Raw genomic sequence first — 16,341 nt, 5'->3', positions numbered from 1 at the left:
TGATATCGGTCTGGAGGGATCCCGGGTCCAGAACGTGAACAGTCGGCCTCAGGCCGGGGATGTGGAGGGGGTGTGGAATCCCGGGCCCGTCCAGTCGGTTGCACCCGACATGAGAGCGATCGTCCACCGCCTGCCCGGAGATTCCTCGATGCTCGAGCTCACCGAGCGGGACATCCCCGAGCCCGGCTCCGGAGAGTTGCGAGTGCGCGTCGTCGTCTCGGGCGTGAACCCCACCGACTGGAAGTCGCGCCGCGGCACAGGCACTGCGGCCGCCGCGGCCGGCGAGAGCGTGCCGAACCAGGACGGCGCCGGCATCGTCGACGCGGTGGGCGAGGGTATCGCCGGATTCGCCTGGGGCGACCGGGTGTGGCTCGCGATCTCGGCGTGGCAGCGCCCGGCGTCGGGCACGGCGCAGGAGTTCACCATCACGCTCGCCGATCGGGCCTTCCCGCTGCCCGACGAGGTGACGTTCGACGTGGGGGCGAGCCTCGGCGTGCCCGCGGTCACCGCTCACCGCGCGTTGACCGTCTCGGAGGACGGCCCCGCCCGCCTCCACCCCGGCGCGCTGGCCGGGAAGACCGTGCTCGTCGCCGGGGGAGCCGGCGCCGTCGGCCACGCCGCGATCCAGCTGGCGCGCTGGGCCGGCGCGACGGTGATCACGACGGTGAGCAGCGCCGACAAGGGCGCGCTCGCCGAGGCCGCCGGCGCGCACCACGTCGTGAACTATCGCGAGACGGATGCCGCGGAGCGGATCCGCGCGATCGCGCCGGGCGGCGTCGACCTGGTCGTCGAGGTGGCCGCGGGCGCGAACGCCGAGCTCGACCAGGCCGTGACCCACGAGCGCTCGACGATCGCGAGCTACGGCAACGATGGCGGGGCGCCGGTGACCATCGACTTCGGCCGGGCGATCATGCACAACCTGCGCTACCAGTTCGTGCTCATCTACACGATGGGCGCGCGTGCCTGGGCCGCGGCAGGCGAGGACGTGACGGCAGCGGCCCGCGACGGCGCCCTGGTGATCGGCGATGGGGCGGGCCTGCCGGTGCACCGGTATCCGCTCGAGCAGACCGCGGCCGCCCACGACGCGGTCGAGGCCGGCACCGTGGGCAAGGTGCTCATCGACGTCGCCTCGCGCTGACGCGGCATCCGTTCGCCCGACCGCTTGACGCTGCCGGAGGCCCTGCGTATACCCATCCATATGGGGTGAATATCAACTCGATGCCGTGCTCAGCGCGGTGGCCGACCCGACGTGGCGGGCGATCCTCGATCGGCTGCGTGCCGCGACCGAGGCTTCCGGCATCGACGTATCCGACGCCTCGTGGCGCGGACGACGAGCGGGAGCGTGGGATGAGCAAGGGCGCTCAGAGCGGCAGTCGCACCGCGAACTCCGCCCCGCCTCCCGGCGCATGGCTGGCCGAGATCTCCCCGCCGAGGCGTCGGGCGAGCCGGGCCGCGATGCTGAGACCGAGTCCGGATCCCACGGGACGGCTCTCTCGGTAGCGCTCGCGCAGCATCCCGCGCTCGAAGGCCCGGTCGAGGTCGGTCGGGTCGAGCCCGGGTCCTGTGTCGCGCACGCCCAGCCGCGCGCGCCCGTCCCCTGCTTCGAGCATCAGCGTCACCGAGCCGCCGGCCGGTGTGACGCGCAGCGCGTTCTCCACGAGCCCGTCGACGAGCTGACGCAGGCGACGTTCGTCGCTCGAGACGACGATCGCGGCTCCCGGCGGGGTCTCCACCGAGAGCGCGATTTCGAGCCGGAGGGCTGCCGCGTGCCAGCCGCGCTCCGCAGCGTGGAGGAGCGCGACGAGGTCGACCGGCGCCGGGGCGACGGCGAAGTCGTCGGCCTCCATCCGGGCGAGCTCGAGCAGGTCGTTGACGAAGAGACCGAGTCGGTCGGTCTCGTGCAGCAGGGTCGCGCCGACCTCCCGGACCTCCTCGGCGGGGATGACGCCGTCGGCGAGGGCCTCGGCGTTGCCGCGCAGGGCGGTGAGAGGGGTGCGCAGCTCGTGCGAGATGGAGAGCAGGAACTCGCGCTGCCGTCCCTCGCTCGCGGCGAGGGCCTCGTCGAGGACGGCTAGGCCCTCGGCGACCTTGCGCACCTCGGGGATCGCCGGTCGCGGCACCGCGACGCCGCGCTCGCCGGCCGCGAGCCGGGACGCGGCCTGTGCCGTCGCGACGAGCGAGCGGGTGATCCGCCGCGCGAGGACGGCGCCGCCGACGACCGCCACGATGACCCCCGCGAGCAGCGCCGGCAGCACGCGAAGGACGAGCGCGCGGCTGGCCTCGTTGAGCACCGTGTCTGAGCGGGCGAGCACGACGGCTCCGTCGCCGACCGGCGTCCCCTCGAGGATCACGGGAGCGCGCCACCTGAGAAGGGTGTCCGAGACCTCCTCGCCTGCCGCGAGCCGTGCGTGCAGCTCCGGCGAGAGGTACTCGGCTGCGCTGCCCTGCACCGAGCCGTCGGAGGCGATCACGGCCACGAGGTCTCCCGTGAGCGCGACCCAGCGGTCGAGGTGGAGGGCCGCCGCGTCCAGGTCGTCGCCGACGGTGGCGAGCGCGAGCTGCTGATCGAGCTGGATGCGCGCCTGCGCCTCCACGGTCTGCCGCAGGACCTGGAGGGTGAGAAGTCCCGCGACCAGCGCGACGACGATCGTCGCGCTCACCACGAGCGCGGAGATGCGCGCCGCAAGGCTCATCCGGGATGCTCATCGGCGGTGTAGCCGACACCGTGCACGGTGCGGATCCCCGCAGGCGGGCCGAGCTTGGCCCTCAGCTGCGCGACGTGGACGTCGACCGTGCGCCCTCCCGAGTAGTCGGCTTTCCCCCACACCTGCGCGAGCAGCTCGGGCCGGGTGAAGACGCGCCCCGGCTGACGCACGAGAGCGAGCAGGAGGTCGAACTCCGTGGCGGTCAGATCCGCCGCGACGCCGTCGACCGTCACCCGCCGGCGGGTCGCATCCAGCTCGAGTCGCCCGTGGCGCCGCGACGGGCTGGTACCCGCACTGGCGCGTCGCAGGATTCCGGAGACCCGGGCGACGAGCTCGCGCGGCGAGAACGGCTTCGTGATGTAGTCGTGCGCTCCGAGCTCGAGTCCGCGCACGCGCTCGACCTCGTCGTCGTGGGCCGTGACGAAGACGATCGGGACCGGGTCGCCGACCTCCTGCAGCGCGGCGCAGATCGCGAAGCCATCCATACCCGGTAGCCCGATGTCGAGCACGACGAGTGCGGGCCGGAGCCTGCGGATAGCCTCGAGAGCCGCGACACCGTCCTGCTCGACGTGCACGCCGAACCCCGCCCGGTCCAGGTAGCGGCGCTCGAGCTGGGCGATCGCGATCTCGTCCTCGGCGATCAGCACGAGGCCCCGGGCGTCGGTCACGACTCCATCCAAGCGTCCCCGGACGCCGCCGTCCAGCGGGCCGACGGGTTTCCGCGCCCCCTGACAATTCTCGAACAACTCCCCGGCGACTTCTTGTGATACTTGTCAGGTTCGTCGCGATCAGCTTGACGAGCACTGCGACCCCGCAGAATCTGGACCCCGCACAGTCCGAAGGAATCTCAGATGACGACAACACCCGTTCGACGCGCCACGACGCCCTGGCTCATCGCGATCATCGCCGTGCTGGGGGCGGCGGTGCTCGTGCTCACGACGGCGCTGCCCACCCTGGCGATCACGACCGCCGCCGAGTCGGCGACCGCTCCGTGGCCGGCGGGGCTGCGCGCCGGTGCCGTTCGCGAGCTCCCGCCCGAACTGCGCGCCGACCTCCTCCGCATTGCCGACGCCCCGCCCGAGGAGCGCGCGGCGCTGCGCGCCGAGGTGCGGACGACGGCGGAGACCGGCGGATACGGCCCCCGCGTCCGACTGCTCGTCGAGACCCTCGACGCGCGCCTCGGCGAGCTGCCGGCCGAGCTACAGGCGGACATCGAGGCCCTCCGCGAAGCGGAACCGGAGGAGCGGCGCGCGCTTGCCCGCGAGCTGCGCGACGGCGTCCTCGCCGGCGAGTACGGTTCCGAGCTGCAGGAGAAGGCCGAGGAGCTGCGCGAACTGTTCGAGCGGGAGGGGCTGCGCGCCGTGCTCCGCTCGCTCGCGCTCGGAGCCGACCGGTGAGATCGCGCCGACCTCACGCCCTTTCGGCGATCTTGATCGCCGCCGTCCTGTCCCTCGGCGGCGCGGCCCCGGCGACCGCCACCGACAGCGCCGCCCCGCTCGATCTCGCAGGATTCGAGGGGCTGGCCGACGAGGGTCACGACGGCGCGGGCGTCGTCGTGGCCATCGTCGACACGGGTCTCGATCTGGAGCATCCCGCCTTCGAAGGCCGCGTGGTCGATGGCTGGGACTTCGTCGACGACGACGACGTCCCGCAGGACGGCAACGGTCACGGCACGCATGTCGCGGGAACCGTCGCGGCGGCGATCGACTGGGGCACCCCGTCGGGAGCGCCCGCCGCGGCGATCATGCCGGTCCGCGTGCTCGACGACAACGGAGCCGGCTCCCCCGAGCTCGTGGCACGCGGCATCCTCTGGGCCGCCGACCATGGGGCCCAGGTGATCAACCTCTCGCTCGGGGATTCCGGTGCCCTGGACCGTGTCCGCAGGAGCGGGCCCATCGGACTCGCGCTGCGCGAGGCCGCGGCGACCGCGGTCGTCGTGGTCGCCGCGGGCAACGACGGCCAGTACGAGCAGGTGTTCCGGGCGGGCGTCCCGGGTCTCGTGGTCGTCGCGGTCGACGGCTTCGGCGAAGCCGCTCCGTTCACCAACATCGGCGACGACCGCGCGGTCGCGGCGCCCGGCGTCGAGATCCTGTCGACGGCGCCCAGCTATCCGACGACGCTCTTCCCCGAGGGCACTGACGGGTCCGCGGTGCTCAGCGGCACATCGATGGCCGCCCCCTTCGTCGCGGCCGTGGCGGCGTTGCTCGTCCAAGCAGGGCTCTCGCCGGCCGAGATCCGGGACGCGATCCCCGCGACCGCCGCCAACCCGGCGGGCGATCCGCGGCTCGGGGCGGGGATCGTGAACGCGAGGGCCGCCCTCGCGACCGCGCCCCCGGCCGCGCCGACCCTGATGAGCTCGGCGGAGGAGGCCGTGGACGCGGCGGTTACCGAGCCGTACCTGTTCGTGCTCATCGCGGTGCTCGTCGTGTTCGTCGTTGTGCTCGTCGTGGCGCTCGCCGTGGCGATAAGGCGGGTCTGATCGTGGAACCGGCCGCGATTGCGACGGTGGCTCCCGCCGCGATCCGCGCGAGCGGGGTCTCGAAGACCTACCAGCTCGGCTCTATCGAGGTTCGGGCACTGCACGACGTCTCCCTCGAGGTGGCCGCGGGCGAGATGGTCTGCATCACGGGTAAGAGCGGCTCGGGCAAGAGCACCCTCCTGCGTCAGCTGAGCCTCATCGATCGTCCGAGTTCCGGGACGATCGAGCTCGACGGCGTCGATGTGTCGGGTCTCAGCGAGCGACGGCGTGCCGCGCTCCGGCTCGCGCGGCTCGGTTACGTCTTCCAGGAGTACGCGCTCATCCCCGAGCTCACGGCCGAGGAGAATGTCTTCCTCCCGGCGATGATGCTCGGAGGCCGCCGCGCCGACTACCGCGCGCGCGCGGCACAGCTGCTCGAGGGGGTCGGGCTCGGCGACCGGAGGCGGCATCGGCCGAAGGAGCTCTCCGGCGGCGAGCAGCAGCGAGTCGCGATCGCGCGGGCGCTGGTCAACACGCCCGCGATCGTCTACGCCGACGAGCCCACCGCGAATCTCGACTCGGTCTCCGGGAACGTCGTCATGGAGACGATGCAGCGTCTCAACCGCGACCTCGGCGTCACCGTGGTGTTCGTCTCACACGACCCGGACGACAGCCGTTTCGCGCGCCGGCTCGTCCTGCTGCACGACGGCGCGCTGATCGCCGAGCCCGTCGAGGTCGAGTCGTGAGCCCCGCGCGCACCGCGCGGGTCGCGGGCTTCCTCGCTCTGCGTTCGATCACACGCGGCAACGCCGGGGTGACGGCGATGGCGATCGCGATGATGGCGGTCGTCTTCGTGAGCGTGTCGTTTCTCCCCGCGCTCATCGGGGGTGCGACCGCCTCGATCGATCGCCAGCTCCGGAACACCTTGACGGGCGACCTGACGATCACCGCGGCAGAGGGCGTCGCGATCACCGCCGTCGACGCGTATCTGGCGGAGCTGCGCGCCGTCCCGGGTGTGCAGGCCGCGACCTCCGCCCGCCGGGTGGGGACCCAGATCGCCTTCGGTGACGAGTCGAACGCGTGGGGCGTCGACGCGATCGATCCGGTGAGCTTCGGCAGTGTGTTCAGCACCGCGCAGGCCCTCGTGGAGGGGGAGTTCCTCTCGCCCGGCGACATCGACGGAATCGTGCTCGGCATCGACATCGCCGGCGCCGACCGTGAGGAGTTGCGGGCGTACGCGAGCTCGTTGAAGTCGGTCCATGTGGGCGACCGAGTCGATGTCACGATGATCGGAGGAGCGGTCGAGACCTTCGTCGTGCGCGGGATCTACCAGAACAGCTTCGCGCTGAGCGATCAGGCGGCCTACATCTCGACCGCGGCCGCCGATGCCCGGGTTCCGACCGCCGACTTCGGCATGCAGGTCGAGGAGATGTACGCCGCCACCGACGAGATCGCCGCCGGGGTGGAGGAGGCTCGCGGGCAGGCTGCGAGCCTCTCGTCCGGCGCCGATGCGCTCGCCGAGGGGATCGCGGGACTGAAGCAGGGGGCCGACGAGCTGGCGAACGGAGTGTCGCAGGTCGCGGACGGGGCAGCGGAGCTCGCGGACGCCGCCACCGAGCTCGCGGCCGGCGCCGTCGCGCTGGCCGCGGCGACCGAGGGGCTGGCGACGACGCTCTCCACGCTCGCCGCAGACGCCGCCGGCTCGGCGGTCGCCGCGGCGGGCGCGGCCGCGAGCGGGACTCAGCTCGCCGCCGCGGAGGCCGCATCCCTGGCCGCGGCCTGCCCGGTCGAGTCCGACCCGGAGTTCTGCACCGATCTGGCCGCGCACGCTGCCGCGGTCCAGCTCGAGGCCGAGCAAGCGGCGGCGAGCGAAGCGCTCGTCACCGCGACGGCGACTGGCGTCTCCGCCGCCGCGACGGCGGCGGAAGAGCTCGCGGCGCGAGCGGGCGCGCTCGCCGGCTCGGTCGCCGAGCTCGCCGCGAACGCGGCGACGCTCACCGACGGGGCTCAGGCGATCGAGTCGTCCGCGCACAGCCTTGCCGCGGCCGCAGGCGAGTCCCATTCCGCGGCCCTCCGGGTCGCCGACGGCGCCGCCGGGATCGCCGAGGGACTGGCCGCGAGTGCCGAGAACGTCCCAGCCTCGGGTGAGGGGGAGCGCGAGGCGCTCACCGAGGCGCTGAGCGCCGGGGCTTCGGCCCCCGGGGCCGACACGGCGACGCGGATCACCGTGATCGGCGAGCCGGGAGTGTCCACCGCCGAGCTCACCGCGGCGATCGCGCCCCTCCGCGACGACGTCGAGTTCCAATCGCCGGAGCAGCTCGCCGCCGCGATCCAGGATCAGCTCGACACCTTCGAGCTCGTCGACGGCATCATGCGGTTGATCTCGCTCCTGGTCGCTGCGATCACGGTGTTCATCATCACCTATGTCGATCTCACGAACCGCCGTCGCCAGATCGGGATCGAGCGCGCGATCGGGATCCGGGCGAACGCGATCGTAGGCAGCTACATGCTCAAATCGATGATCACGGCGACCCTGGGGGTGGTCACCGGCGCCGCGCTCTTCGCCGTGGTGATCGTGCCGCTCGTCGAGCGCTTCCCCTTCGTGTTTCCCAACGGCCCCGTGACCCTCGTCGCCGACGTGGGGTCCTTCGTGCGCACCGCGGGCATCCTGCTCGTGGTCGCGGCCGTCTCGGCCGTCATCCCCGCTGTGCAGACGGTCAGGATGAAGATCCTCGACGCGATCTGGGGCGCCTGACCCATCGCGGGCGGCTACGCCGAGAAGCTCTGGCCCGATGCGGCGCCCTGCTCCCGCGCCTCCGTCGAGGCCCACTTGGCGAGGCCGGACGCCGGGCTGACCAGGTCAGGGCGACCCTGTACCGCGTCGAGCCCGATTGTCGACGGCGCGATCCGGCGGCGGCGCTGCGCGGCTGTTTCCACGACGGGAACATCGACGCGCTCATCCGCACGATGCCCACCATGGTCGACGCCGAGCATCCTGACCGCTTCCCCGAGCTGATCACGGTCGGCGGGCAGATCCGGGCCGAGCTCGCCGGCTCCCGCGGGCGCAGGAACGACGCCGCGGGGGCCGAGCGCGACCGTGTGCTGAGCGTGGGGCCGACCCCGCGGCTCTCGCTCCGCCGGTGCCTGCGCCCGGGGCCCGACTCGCCTCGAAGCACGGCCGATCGCGCCTCGACACGCTCGTCATCCCGGGTGCCGGGGGAGATCCGACACGCCGGGCTCTCTGCGGCGGCCGCGGCTCGCGTTGGCGGCGCGAACTCGAGCCGCCACGGCGAGGAGCCGCCGTCGCCGCGGGCACCGCGCCGGGCTCACGAAGCGCGGCGCAGCGGCATCCCCGCGAACTCCGTGCCCAGTCGGCTCGCCGCGTCGTGGGCCGCCGTTCGCCCCGGCTCGGCGTCGGCGACCGCGAGGTTCGGCCGGAACGCGATCGACGAGACATCCATGATCCCGGCCCAGCGAAGCCAGTCCTCGAAGTAGGGCTGCTGGAAGTCGCTGCCGAACGCCGCCGGGCGACCCTTTCCGTACACGGAGCTCGTGTACACGACGGCGGCGCGACGGCCCTCGAGGAGGCCCGTGTAGCCGGTCTCGGGATCGAACCCGAACACCATGCCGGGCTGGCTGACGACGTCGATGAACTGCTTGGCGATGTAGGGGACGCCCGCGTTCCACATGGGCAGGCTGAAGAGGTAGAGGTCGGCCGCCGCGAACCGTTCGAAGGCGACGCGGGCGCGATGCCAGGCGGTCTCCTGCGGGCCGGCTGGCTGCTCGCCGGCGAAGATCCGCATCTTGGCGCCGGCGCCGTCGGGGCCGAAGTCGGGCAGCGAGCCGTCCCACAGATCCCATTCGTCGACGGATGCCGCGGGGTTCGCCTCGCGGAACGCGTCGACGAACGTGCGGGCGATCGCGAGCGACTCGGAGGCCTCGCCTCGGGGCGAGGCCGAGATGTGGAGGAGGGTGGTCATCGTCTGATCCTTCCTTGCGTGCAGACGCACATATATCTGGGATGCTGGGAGTGTAACATGTACGTGCGCACGCACACAACCATGATACGATGGGCGCATGCCGAAGCCGAGCGACGCCGAGCGCACCTGGGAGGGGGTGCTGCGCCTGCACGCCGCGCTGCTGCCCCGACTCGACCGCGTGGTGGCGCGCGACGGCGGCATGCCGCTGGGCTGGTACGACGTGCTGCTCGAGCTCAACGACGGGGGCGGGCGATTGACCATGGGGGAGCTCGCCGACCGGGTCGTGCTGAGTCGCACCCGCGTGAGCCGGCTCGTCGACGAGCTGACCGCCGCCGAGCTCGTGACCCGGGAGCCCAATCCCGACGACGGCCGCTCGGCGTTCGCCGTGCTCACCGCCGAGGGGAAGCGCCGATTCCTCGCGGCGGCGCGCGTGTACCTGCCGGCGATCGAGCGGGCGTTCGCACCGGTCGACGCCGACCGGCTCGCCGAGGTCGCCGGGGGACTCGAGGCGGTGCTCGAGGCGGTGACGGGGGAGCCGGGCGCACGTGAACGTCGCGCCGGCCGGGAGCGCGGCTGATCGGGCACACGCCGGGTCGCGGCATCCGCTCGTCCGTCAGCCGCTGCGCTGCGGACCCGGCCGAAGCTACCCTGTGCGCATGGGCGCACGCCGGCCGGCGTGCCCACTCACGAGGGGGGACGACCGATGGAGGTCACCGACAACGGGCCCGAACCGAACGCGTTCGACATCGAGTCGGCGACGACGGAGAACGATGAGTATCGCACCGTCGCGTGGACCGGCAAGTACCTGCAGGTCACGCTGATGTCGATTCCCGTGGGGGAGTCGATCGGCCTCGAGGCGCACCCCGAGACCGACCAGTTCCTGCGGTTGGATGCCGGGCGCGGCCGGGTGAAGATGGGCCCGTCGAAGGACGAGCTCACGTTCCGGCAGGACGTGTGGGACGGCTGGAGCATCCAGGTGCCGGCCGGCACCTGGCACGATGTCGAGAACACGGGCGATGAGCCGCTGCGGCTGTACGCCATCTACGCGCCCGTGCATCACGCGCACGGCATCGTCCAGGAGACGGGCGAGGACGCCGAGCGCGATGAGGAGACGGGAGTGGACGAACCGCCATCGTGGAGCGTCCAGCCCCCGAAGTCCGATCCCGACCAGCACGCCTGACTCGGAGAGGATGCCCCGGCATCGGCCGGTAGTACCGGCGTCTCTGGTCGCCGCGTCGCGGGCCTGCGCCGCGCCGGATGCTGCCCGTCACCTGTTGAACGAGTGGCGGACCGCCCGATCGACACTCGGCGGGAGATCATCGCCGGATTGTCGCACCTCCGCGTCGACCGGTGTCTCGATGTCGAGAACGCGAACGCTCGGAGGACACATGAACGGGAGGACTCGGGCTGGTCTCGCCAACATGAGCGACGACGCCTTCGTCACCCACCGCAACCTGCTCACGGGTAGCCGCGGCGTGCCAATCGGTCATGCGGCTCCGCCGTGTCGAATCCGCCTGACGTGAGGCGGATTCGATACGAGCCACACGGCAGACGTGATGGTGCGATCCAGAGCTCGACGCGTGCGCGATCAGACCATCGAGCGCGTGCAGCGCCGGCGGACCGCGGCCGTGCTCGCGTTCCTGCAGAGTGCCGGCGGAGACTCCGCGTCGTAGGCTGAGGGCATCGATCATCCGCAACGGCGCGGGATGCCGCGCGAGGGGGTAGGCCAGATGGATCTCACGACCGAGGCGACCGAGGCGACCGACACGACCCAGCACGTCGTCACGACCGAGATCGAGAAGATCGCGCGCGCGTTCTCGAGCCACCGCTTCGATCAGGCGGTGCCGCACCTCACCGACGATGTCGTCTGGACGCGGGTCGGCGAGAAGCCGCTGATCGGACGGAAGGCCGTGAAGAAGGCCTGCGAGCGCACCGCCGCCGACCTCGCCGGCGTCACGACGGAGTTCCAGCGGTTCCGCACGGTGGTCGGCGACGAAAGCGTCGCGGTCGAAAGCCTGGCCAGGTACACCGGGGCCGACGGCGACGTCTCGATCGTCGCGTCGTGCGACGTGTACGACTTCGACGAGGAGCGCGTCACCGAGATCGTCTCCTACTTGGTGGAACTGCCCGGCTGACCCGTGCCGGTGTCGTGCCGAGCGTCCCCTGCTGTCCCGCGCGTCGACGTCGTTCGTCCCGACTGCCTCCGTGCATCGATGCGAATCGATAACGATTCTCGAGCGTCCATCGCCACGGGCCGATCGTCGCCGCGCGGCCGTCATAGGATTGCGCCACCCTAAGAAATCCCCCCAGAGAGGTCCTCAATGATGAGTGCACGACACCTGACCGCCGTTGCGGGCGGCTCGCTCCTCCTCCTCGCCCTTGCGGCATGTTCGCCGACGCCCTCGGGCGACACGGAGGCCGGCGGTCTCGTCGGCGCCGGCACCGGTGCCGACTGCGTCATCGAGGCCGAGATCCCCATCGCCGCGGCGTTCAGCCTCACCGGCGGCGCGGCGCAGTACGGCAGCAGCCAGAAGAACGCCCTCGAGATGGCGGTCGACGACCTCAACGAGGTGGGCGGAGTGACCTACGCGCTGACCGTCGAAGACGACGCGACCGATCCGCAGCAGGCGATCCAGGTGTTCGACGGGTTCATCAGCGACGGTGCGAGCATCATCGTCGGCCCGACGCTCTCCAACACGGCCAAGCAGACGGACCCGGTCGCGCAGGAGGCCGGGGTTCCCGTGCTCGGCGTGTCCAACACCGCCGCCGGCATCACCGAGATCGGCGACTACATCTTCCGGGACTCGCTCACCGAGGACGCGGTCATTCCGCAGACGGTGGCCGCCGCCGTCGAGAAGTACGGGCTCGAGAAGGTCGTCGTGATGTACAGCAACGACGACGCGTTCACAGAGTCGGGGTACCAGGCGTTCGCCGCCGCGCTCGAGGAGGAGGGCGTCGAGGTCATCGAGACGCTGACCTTCTCCAAGACCGACACGGACTTCCGCGCCCTCCTCGACAAGGCGAAGCAGTCCAGCCCCGATGCCCTCGTGGTTTCGGCGCTCGTCGAGGCGGCGGTGCCGCTCGTCACCCAGGCGCGTGAGATCGGCATCGACGCGCCGATCATCGGCGGCAACGGGTTCAACTCGCCCGCGCTCATCGAGGGCGCCGGGGAGGCGGCAGAAGGCGTGATCGTCGGTGCGGCGTGGAACTCCGCGTCCGACAACGAGCAGAACGTCGCGTTCATCGAGGCGTACACCGAGCGGTTCGATGGGGCACCCGACCAGTTCGCGGCGCAGGCGTACGCGGGCATGCAGATCATCGACGAGGCCGTTCGTGCGAACTGCTCGGGCGAGCGCGAGGACATCAAGGCCGGCCTCGGTGAGATCACCGACCTGCCCACTGTCCTCGGCGACGTCACGATCAACGAGAACCGTGACGCCGAGCATGAGGCGCTCGTTCAGGTGGTCGAGGACGGCAAGTTCGCCCTCCTCGACTGAAGCTCGCCGCGGCACGCACTCCAGCGTGAGCCGTGCGTCGTCGGATGGTTCGGCGGCGCACGGCTCGACATAGGGACGACATCATGCAGCTATTCCTCGATGGGATCTTCCTCGGCTCGATCTACGCGCTGTTCGCCATCGGGTTCACCCTCGTCTTCGGCATCCTCGATCGACTCAACCTCGCCCACGCCGCCGTGTTCTCCACGGGCGCGCTCGTGGGGATCGAGGTCGTCACACGATGGGGTGTCTCGATCTGGTTGGCCATCCCGATCGTCTTCGCGCTCGGCGCGTTGCTCGGCGTACTCATCGAGCGGATCGCCTTCCGGCCACTCGCCGGACGGCACGACGCGCATTTCGCCGGGCTGATCTCGTCGATCGCCCTCGGGGCCGTCATCCTGTCGGTCCTGCAGGCCCTCTACGGGGCGGACACGCGCCGCTTCCCGGCCGAGGCCTTCCCCTCCACCCGGCTGGAGTTCCTGGGTGCCACCTTCTCGCTCCTGCAGCTCATGATCCTCGTGATCAGCGTGACGCTCATGGTCGTTCTGACGTGGGTCGTCGCGAAGTCCAAGCTCGGACGCGGCATGCGCACGATCGCCGAGAACCCGCATGCGGCCGCGGTGCTCGGGCTGAACGTGGGGCGCATCAGCAGCACGACGTTCGCGATCTCATCCGCCCTCGGCGCGGTGGCGGGTGTGCTCTTCACGCTCAACGTGAACGCCGCCAACCTGGGAATCGGGCACGCGGTCGAGCTCAAGGCCCTCGCCGTGATCGTCCTCGGCGGGCTCGGTTCGCTGCCGGGCGCCCTCGTCGGGGGGCTCATCCTGGGACTCGCGGAGGTCTACGCGGTCAACACCGTGGGCAGCTCGTGGCGCGACATGGTCGCATTCGGCCTGCTGTTCCTCGTGCTCGTCATCCGGCCGCAGGGCATCTTCGGCGGTCGTAAGGTGCGTGAGGTCTAGGCATGTTCGAATACTCGTCTCTGCTCACCTTCATCGCGCTGACGGCGATCCTCGCGTACAGCTTCTACGCGGTGCTCATCGCCGGGCAGTTGAGCCTCGCGCAGGTCGGGCTCGCGTCGCTCGCCGCGTTCACGTCGTCACTCGTCGTCCCGAACGAGCCGCTGTTCGGGTTCATCCCTCCGCTCATGGTCGGCGTCGTGTTCGGCATGGCGGTCGGCGCCATCGCGGCATTCGTGCTCGGTCTGCCCGTCATGCGACTCCGCGGGGTGTTCCTCGCCATCGCCACGCTCGCATTCGGCGAGATGGTGCGGATCTTCCTCATCAACCAGTCGTGGACGAACGGAGCACAGGGACTCAGCTTCCCGAAACTCGTCGGCATCGAAACGGCATGGATCGCGCTCGCGCTGGTCGCGTTCTGGTTCTGGCGGCTGTCGGGCTCGCGCATGGGCCGGGCATTCGCCGCGATCCGTGAAGACGAGCTCGCGGCGACCACGATGGGCATCAACGTCCCCCGCTACCGCATGGCCTCGTTCGTCATCGCGGGCGCGGTGGCCGGCCTCTACGGCGTGCTCTTCGCGCACTTCACGAGGTTCGCCGACCCGAACCAGTTCTCGTTCGAGGCCGCCGTCGACGGACTCGTCACCGCCGTCGTGGGCGGCACGACGTTCTTCGTCGGGCCGCTGCTCGGATCCGTCTTCCTCTCCGCGCTTCCCGAACTCCAGCGAACCCTCGGCATCGACGCCGGCTGGATCCGTCCCGCGATCTCGGGACTCCTGCTGCTCATCGTGATCCTGTTCCTCCCGGGCGGGCTCGCCGGACTCATCCCGCGCCGAAGGTCCTCCACCCGTCTGGTGAGCGACCCGGCGGCACTTCCGCAACTCGAGCCCCTTCCCGCACGCGGCACGGAGGTCATGGCGCTTCGGGCGCTCGGCAAGTCCTACGGCGGCGTGCGGGCAGTGCACGATGTCGACCTCACGCTCGCCACCGGGGAGATCCTCGGCCTGATCGGGCCCAACGGGGCGGGGAAGACGACCCTCGTGAACATGGTCACCGGCGTGACCGTGCCGACGGGCGGATCGGGAACGGTGCTGGGCATCGAACTCGCTGCCAAGACGCGCGCGCATCAACTCGCACGCGCGGGCATCGCGCGCACCTTCCAGCAGATCAAGCTCTTCAATCGTCTCTCGGCCCTCGACAACGTGCTCGTCGGCGGCTACCGCATCAGTCGGAACACCATGCTCAGGCGGCTGGTGTTCCTTCCCTCCGCTCGCCGGTTCGAGCGAGAGGCGGCGGCCGTGGCATCCGCGCAACTGATTCGAGTGGGGCTGGGAGACAAGGCGACGACGGCGGCCGGAGACCTCTCGTACGGCGACCAGCGCCGGTTGGAGATCGCCCGCGCGCTCGCGTCGCATCCCACGCTGCTCGTGCTCGACGAGCCGGCCGCGGGCATGAACCACGTCGAGGCCGAGCGGTTGTCGGAGCTCATCCGTTCCCTGGCCGCCGACGGCGTCGCGGTGCTCATCATCGAGCACAACGTGCGGATGATGCTCGCCCTCTGCGATCGCATCACGGTGCTCAACTTCGGCGAGGTCATCGCGGCGGGCACGCCCGACGAGGTCGCGCGGGACCCGAGGGTGCTCGAAGCCTACCTCGGAGCCGAAGGGGATGCCGCAGCCACGGCCGCCGCGGAGGAACTCGCAGAGGTGGCGGCCGAAGCGGTCAAGGGCCACGACGGCGACGCGGCCGGAACGGAGGGCGCACGATGAGCGAGCCGATCCTCAGCGTCGAAGGCCTGCATGTGAGCTACGGGCGGGTCGACGCGGTTCGAGATGTCTCGTTCGCGGTCGAGCCCGGGGCCCTCGTCGCCCTGATCGGTGCGAACGGTGCCGGCAAGACGTCGATCCTCAACGCGATCGCGGGGCTCGTGCGCCCGCGGAGCGGCGCCGTGCGGTTCAACGGCCGGGACATCACCCGCAAGCCGGCGTACCGCCTGGTCAAGGCTGGCCTCGTGCAGGTGCCCGAGGGTCGCGAGATCCTCGGCACGCTCACGGTCGACGAGAACCTCAGCCTCGGCGGTTGGCATCGCAGCCGGACGATGGCCGGCAGCATCGCCGAGGTCTACGAGCGGTTCCCGATCCTGCACGAGCGCCGGAAGTTGCCGGCCGGCGCCCTGTCCGGAGGTGAACAGCAGATGCTCGCGATCGCCCGGTCGCTCGTGGCGAAGCCCGAGGTGCTGCTGCTCGACGAGCCGTCGATGGGGCTCGCCCCGAAGATCATCGACGAGGTCTTCGCGGTCATCGCCGAGATCCGGGCCACCGGCACCACCGTGGTGCTCGTCGAGCAGAATGCCCGACGAGCACTCGCGGCGGCCGATGTCGGCTACGTCCTCGAGACCGGCGAGATCACCCACTCCGGACCTGCCCGCGACCTGCTCTCCGATGAACGCGTGATCGAGGCGTACCTCGGGCTGAGCTGAGGGCAGCTGCCGCACTCGGTCACCGCCGCCGATGACCGCGACGCGCACGACGGACTACTTCACCGATGCCGGCCACCGCCTCCTGCACGCGGCGGGTCGCCAGCAGCGCCACGAGGTTCAACGGCCCGGGCGCGCGCAGGTCCATGGTGTTCGTCAGCGTCGCCCCGTTCAGCGTGACCTGGCCGTTCAGCTCCTTTCCCGACATCCCGACGAAGTGTTCATCCAGGGATTCATCCGGGTACTCCTATACGAGGAGCAGCCGACCG

General features: G+C 71.1%; 17 protein-coding genes. 12 read left to right on the top strand and 5 right to left on the bottom strand.

Annotation, left to right across the window (positions count from 1 at the left end; translation table 11 throughout):
• The first annotated feature begins 109 nt into the window (after nt 1-109).
• Nucleotides 110-1,138 carry an NADPH:quinone reductase gene (locus IEX31_RS14845; protein ID WP_188744191.1) on the top strand — a complete coding sequence of 343 codons (1,029 nt, stop codon included), beginning with the start codon at nt 110-112 and terminating at the stop codon, nt 1,136-1,138.
• A 223-nt stretch (nt 1,139-1,361) separates the two neighbouring features.
• On the opposite strand, the gene IEX31_RS14840 is transcribed toward IEX31_RS14845, so the two are convergent.
• Both IEX31_RS14840 and IEX31_RS14835 read right to left on the bottom strand, forming a co-directional pair.
• Nucleotides 1,362-2,693 carry a sensor histidine kinase gene (locus IEX31_RS14840; RefSeq protein WP_188744190.1) on the bottom strand — a complete coding sequence of 444 codons (1,332 nt, stop codon included), beginning with the start codon at nt 2,691-2,693 and terminating at the stop codon, nt 1,362-1,364.
• A complete protein-coding gene (locus tag IEX31_RS14835; protein ID WP_188744189.1) occupies nt 2,690-3,373 on the bottom strand; it encodes a response regulator transcription factor in 684 nt (227 codons plus the stop codon). Before IEX31_RS14835 ends, IEX31_RS14840 begins: the two co-directional genes overlap by 4 nt.
• Nucleotides 3,374-3,556: 183 nt before the next feature.
• Between IEX31_RS14835 and IEX31_RS14830 the strand changes: the two genes are divergently transcribed.
• The 4 genes from IEX31_RS14830 to IEX31_RS14815 are packed head-to-tail and all read left to right on the top strand — an operon-like array spanning nt 3,557 to nt 7,918.
• Nucleotides 3,557-4,102, top strand: coding sequence for a hypothetical protein (locus IEX31_RS14830; protein ID WP_188744188.1), 546 nt, complete (start codon nt 3,557-3,559; stop codon nt 4,100-4,102).
• Between the two features lie 32 nt (nt 4,103-4,134).
• Complete coding sequence (locus IEX31_RS14825) at nt 4,135-5,184, top strand: S8 family serine peptidase (protein ID WP_188744187.1); 1,050 nt, start codon at nt 4,135-4,137, stop codon at nt 5,182-5,184.
• Between the two features lie 26 nt (nt 5,185-5,210).
• Nucleotides 5,211-5,909 (top strand): ABC transporter ATP-binding protein, encoded by a 699-nt coding sequence (locus IEX31_RS14820; protein WP_229662394.1) that lies wholly within the window; start codon nt 5,211-5,213, stop codon nt 5,907-5,909.
• Nucleotides 5,906-7,918, top strand: a complete 2,013-nt coding sequence (locus tag IEX31_RS14815; protein ID WP_188744186.1) for an ABC transporter permease — start codon at nt 5,906-5,908, stop codon at nt 7,916-7,918. The genes IEX31_RS14820 and IEX31_RS14815 overlap by 4 nt, the downstream gene beginning before the upstream one ends.
• 14 nt (nt 7,919-7,932) lie before the next feature.
• Here the strand turns inward: IEX31_RS14815 and IEX31_RS14810 are convergent, their stop codons facing one another.
• Complete coding sequence (locus IEX31_RS14810) at nt 7,933-8,157, bottom strand: hypothetical protein (RefSeq protein WP_188744185.1); 225 nt, start codon at nt 8,155-8,157, stop codon at nt 7,933-7,935.
• 332 nt (nt 8,158-8,489) lie between these two features.
• Nucleotides 8,490-9,143 carry an FMN-dependent NADH-azoreductase gene (locus IEX31_RS14805; RefSeq protein WP_188744184.1) on the bottom strand — a complete coding sequence of 218 codons (654 nt, stop codon included), beginning with the start codon at nt 9,141-9,143 and terminating at the stop codon, nt 8,490-8,492.
• A gap of 97 nt (nt 9,144-9,240) precedes the next feature.
• On the opposite strand from IEX31_RS14805, the gene IEX31_RS14800 reads away from it, so the two are divergent.
• The 7 genes from IEX31_RS14800 to IEX31_RS14770 all read left to right on the top strand — a co-directional run bounded on the left by IEX31_RS14800 (nt 9,241) and on the right by IEX31_RS14770 (nt 16,075).
• The gene (locus IEX31_RS14800; RefSeq protein ID WP_188744183.1) at nt 9,241-9,720 is read left to right on the top strand and encodes a MarR family winged helix-turn-helix transcriptional regulator; all 480 of its coding nucleotides are present in this window, start codon (nt 9,241-9,243) and stop codon (nt 9,718-9,720) included.
• A 126-nt stretch (nt 9,721-9,846) separates the two neighbouring features.
• Nucleotides 9,847-10,323 (top strand): cupin domain-containing protein, encoded by a 477-nt coding sequence (locus IEX31_RS14795; protein ID WP_188744182.1) that lies wholly within the window; start codon nt 9,847-9,849, stop codon nt 10,321-10,323.
• Nucleotides 10,324-10,873: 550 nt separating this feature from the next.
• Nucleotides 10,874-11,278 (top strand): nuclear transport factor 2 family protein, encoded by a 405-nt coding sequence (locus IEX31_RS14790; protein ID WP_188744181.1) that lies wholly within the window; start codon nt 10,874-10,876, stop codon nt 11,276-11,278.
• A 186-nt stretch (nt 11,279-11,464) separates the two neighbouring features.
• Nucleotides 11,465-12,640, top strand: coding sequence for an ABC transporter substrate-binding protein (locus IEX31_RS14785; RefSeq protein ID WP_188744180.1), 1,176 nt, complete (start codon nt 11,465-11,467; stop codon nt 12,638-12,640).
• Nucleotides 12,641-12,723: 83 nt separating this feature from the next.
• Nucleotides 12,724-13,599 carry a branched-chain amino acid ABC transporter permease gene (locus IEX31_RS14780; protein WP_188744179.1) on the top strand — a complete coding sequence of 292 codons (876 nt, stop codon included), beginning with the start codon at nt 12,724-12,726 and terminating at the stop codon, nt 13,597-13,599.
• A 2-nt stretch (nt 13,600-13,601) separates the two neighbouring features.
• Nucleotides 13,602-15,365, top strand: coding sequence for a branched-chain amino acid ABC transporter ATP-binding protein/permease (locus IEX31_RS14775; protein ID WP_188744178.1), 1,764 nt, complete (start codon nt 13,602-13,604; stop codon nt 15,363-15,365).
• The gene (locus IEX31_RS14770; protein ID WP_188744177.1) at nt 15,362-16,075 is read left to right on the top strand and encodes an ABC transporter ATP-binding protein; all 714 of its coding nucleotides are present in this window, start codon (nt 15,362-15,364) and stop codon (nt 16,073-16,075) included. Before IEX31_RS14775 ends, IEX31_RS14770 begins: the two co-directional genes overlap by 4 nt.
• A gap of 19 nt (nt 16,076-16,094) precedes the next feature.
• On the opposite strand, the gene IEX31_RS19030 is transcribed toward IEX31_RS14770, so the two are convergent.
• Nucleotides 16,095-16,280, bottom strand: coding sequence for a hypothetical protein (locus IEX31_RS19030; protein WP_229662393.1), 186 nt, complete (start codon nt 16,278-16,280; stop codon nt 16,095-16,097).
• Between the last annotated feature and the right edge of the window lie 61 nt (nt 16,281-16,341).

Origin of the sequence: Agromyces bauzanensis (assembly GCF_014645655.1) — a bacterium.
Taxonomy (GTDB): Bacteria; Actinomycetota; Actinomycetes; order Actinomycetales; family Microbacteriaceae; genus Agromyces; species Agromyces bauzanensis.
This window is presented reverse-complemented; position numbering and strand designations above follow the sequence as displayed.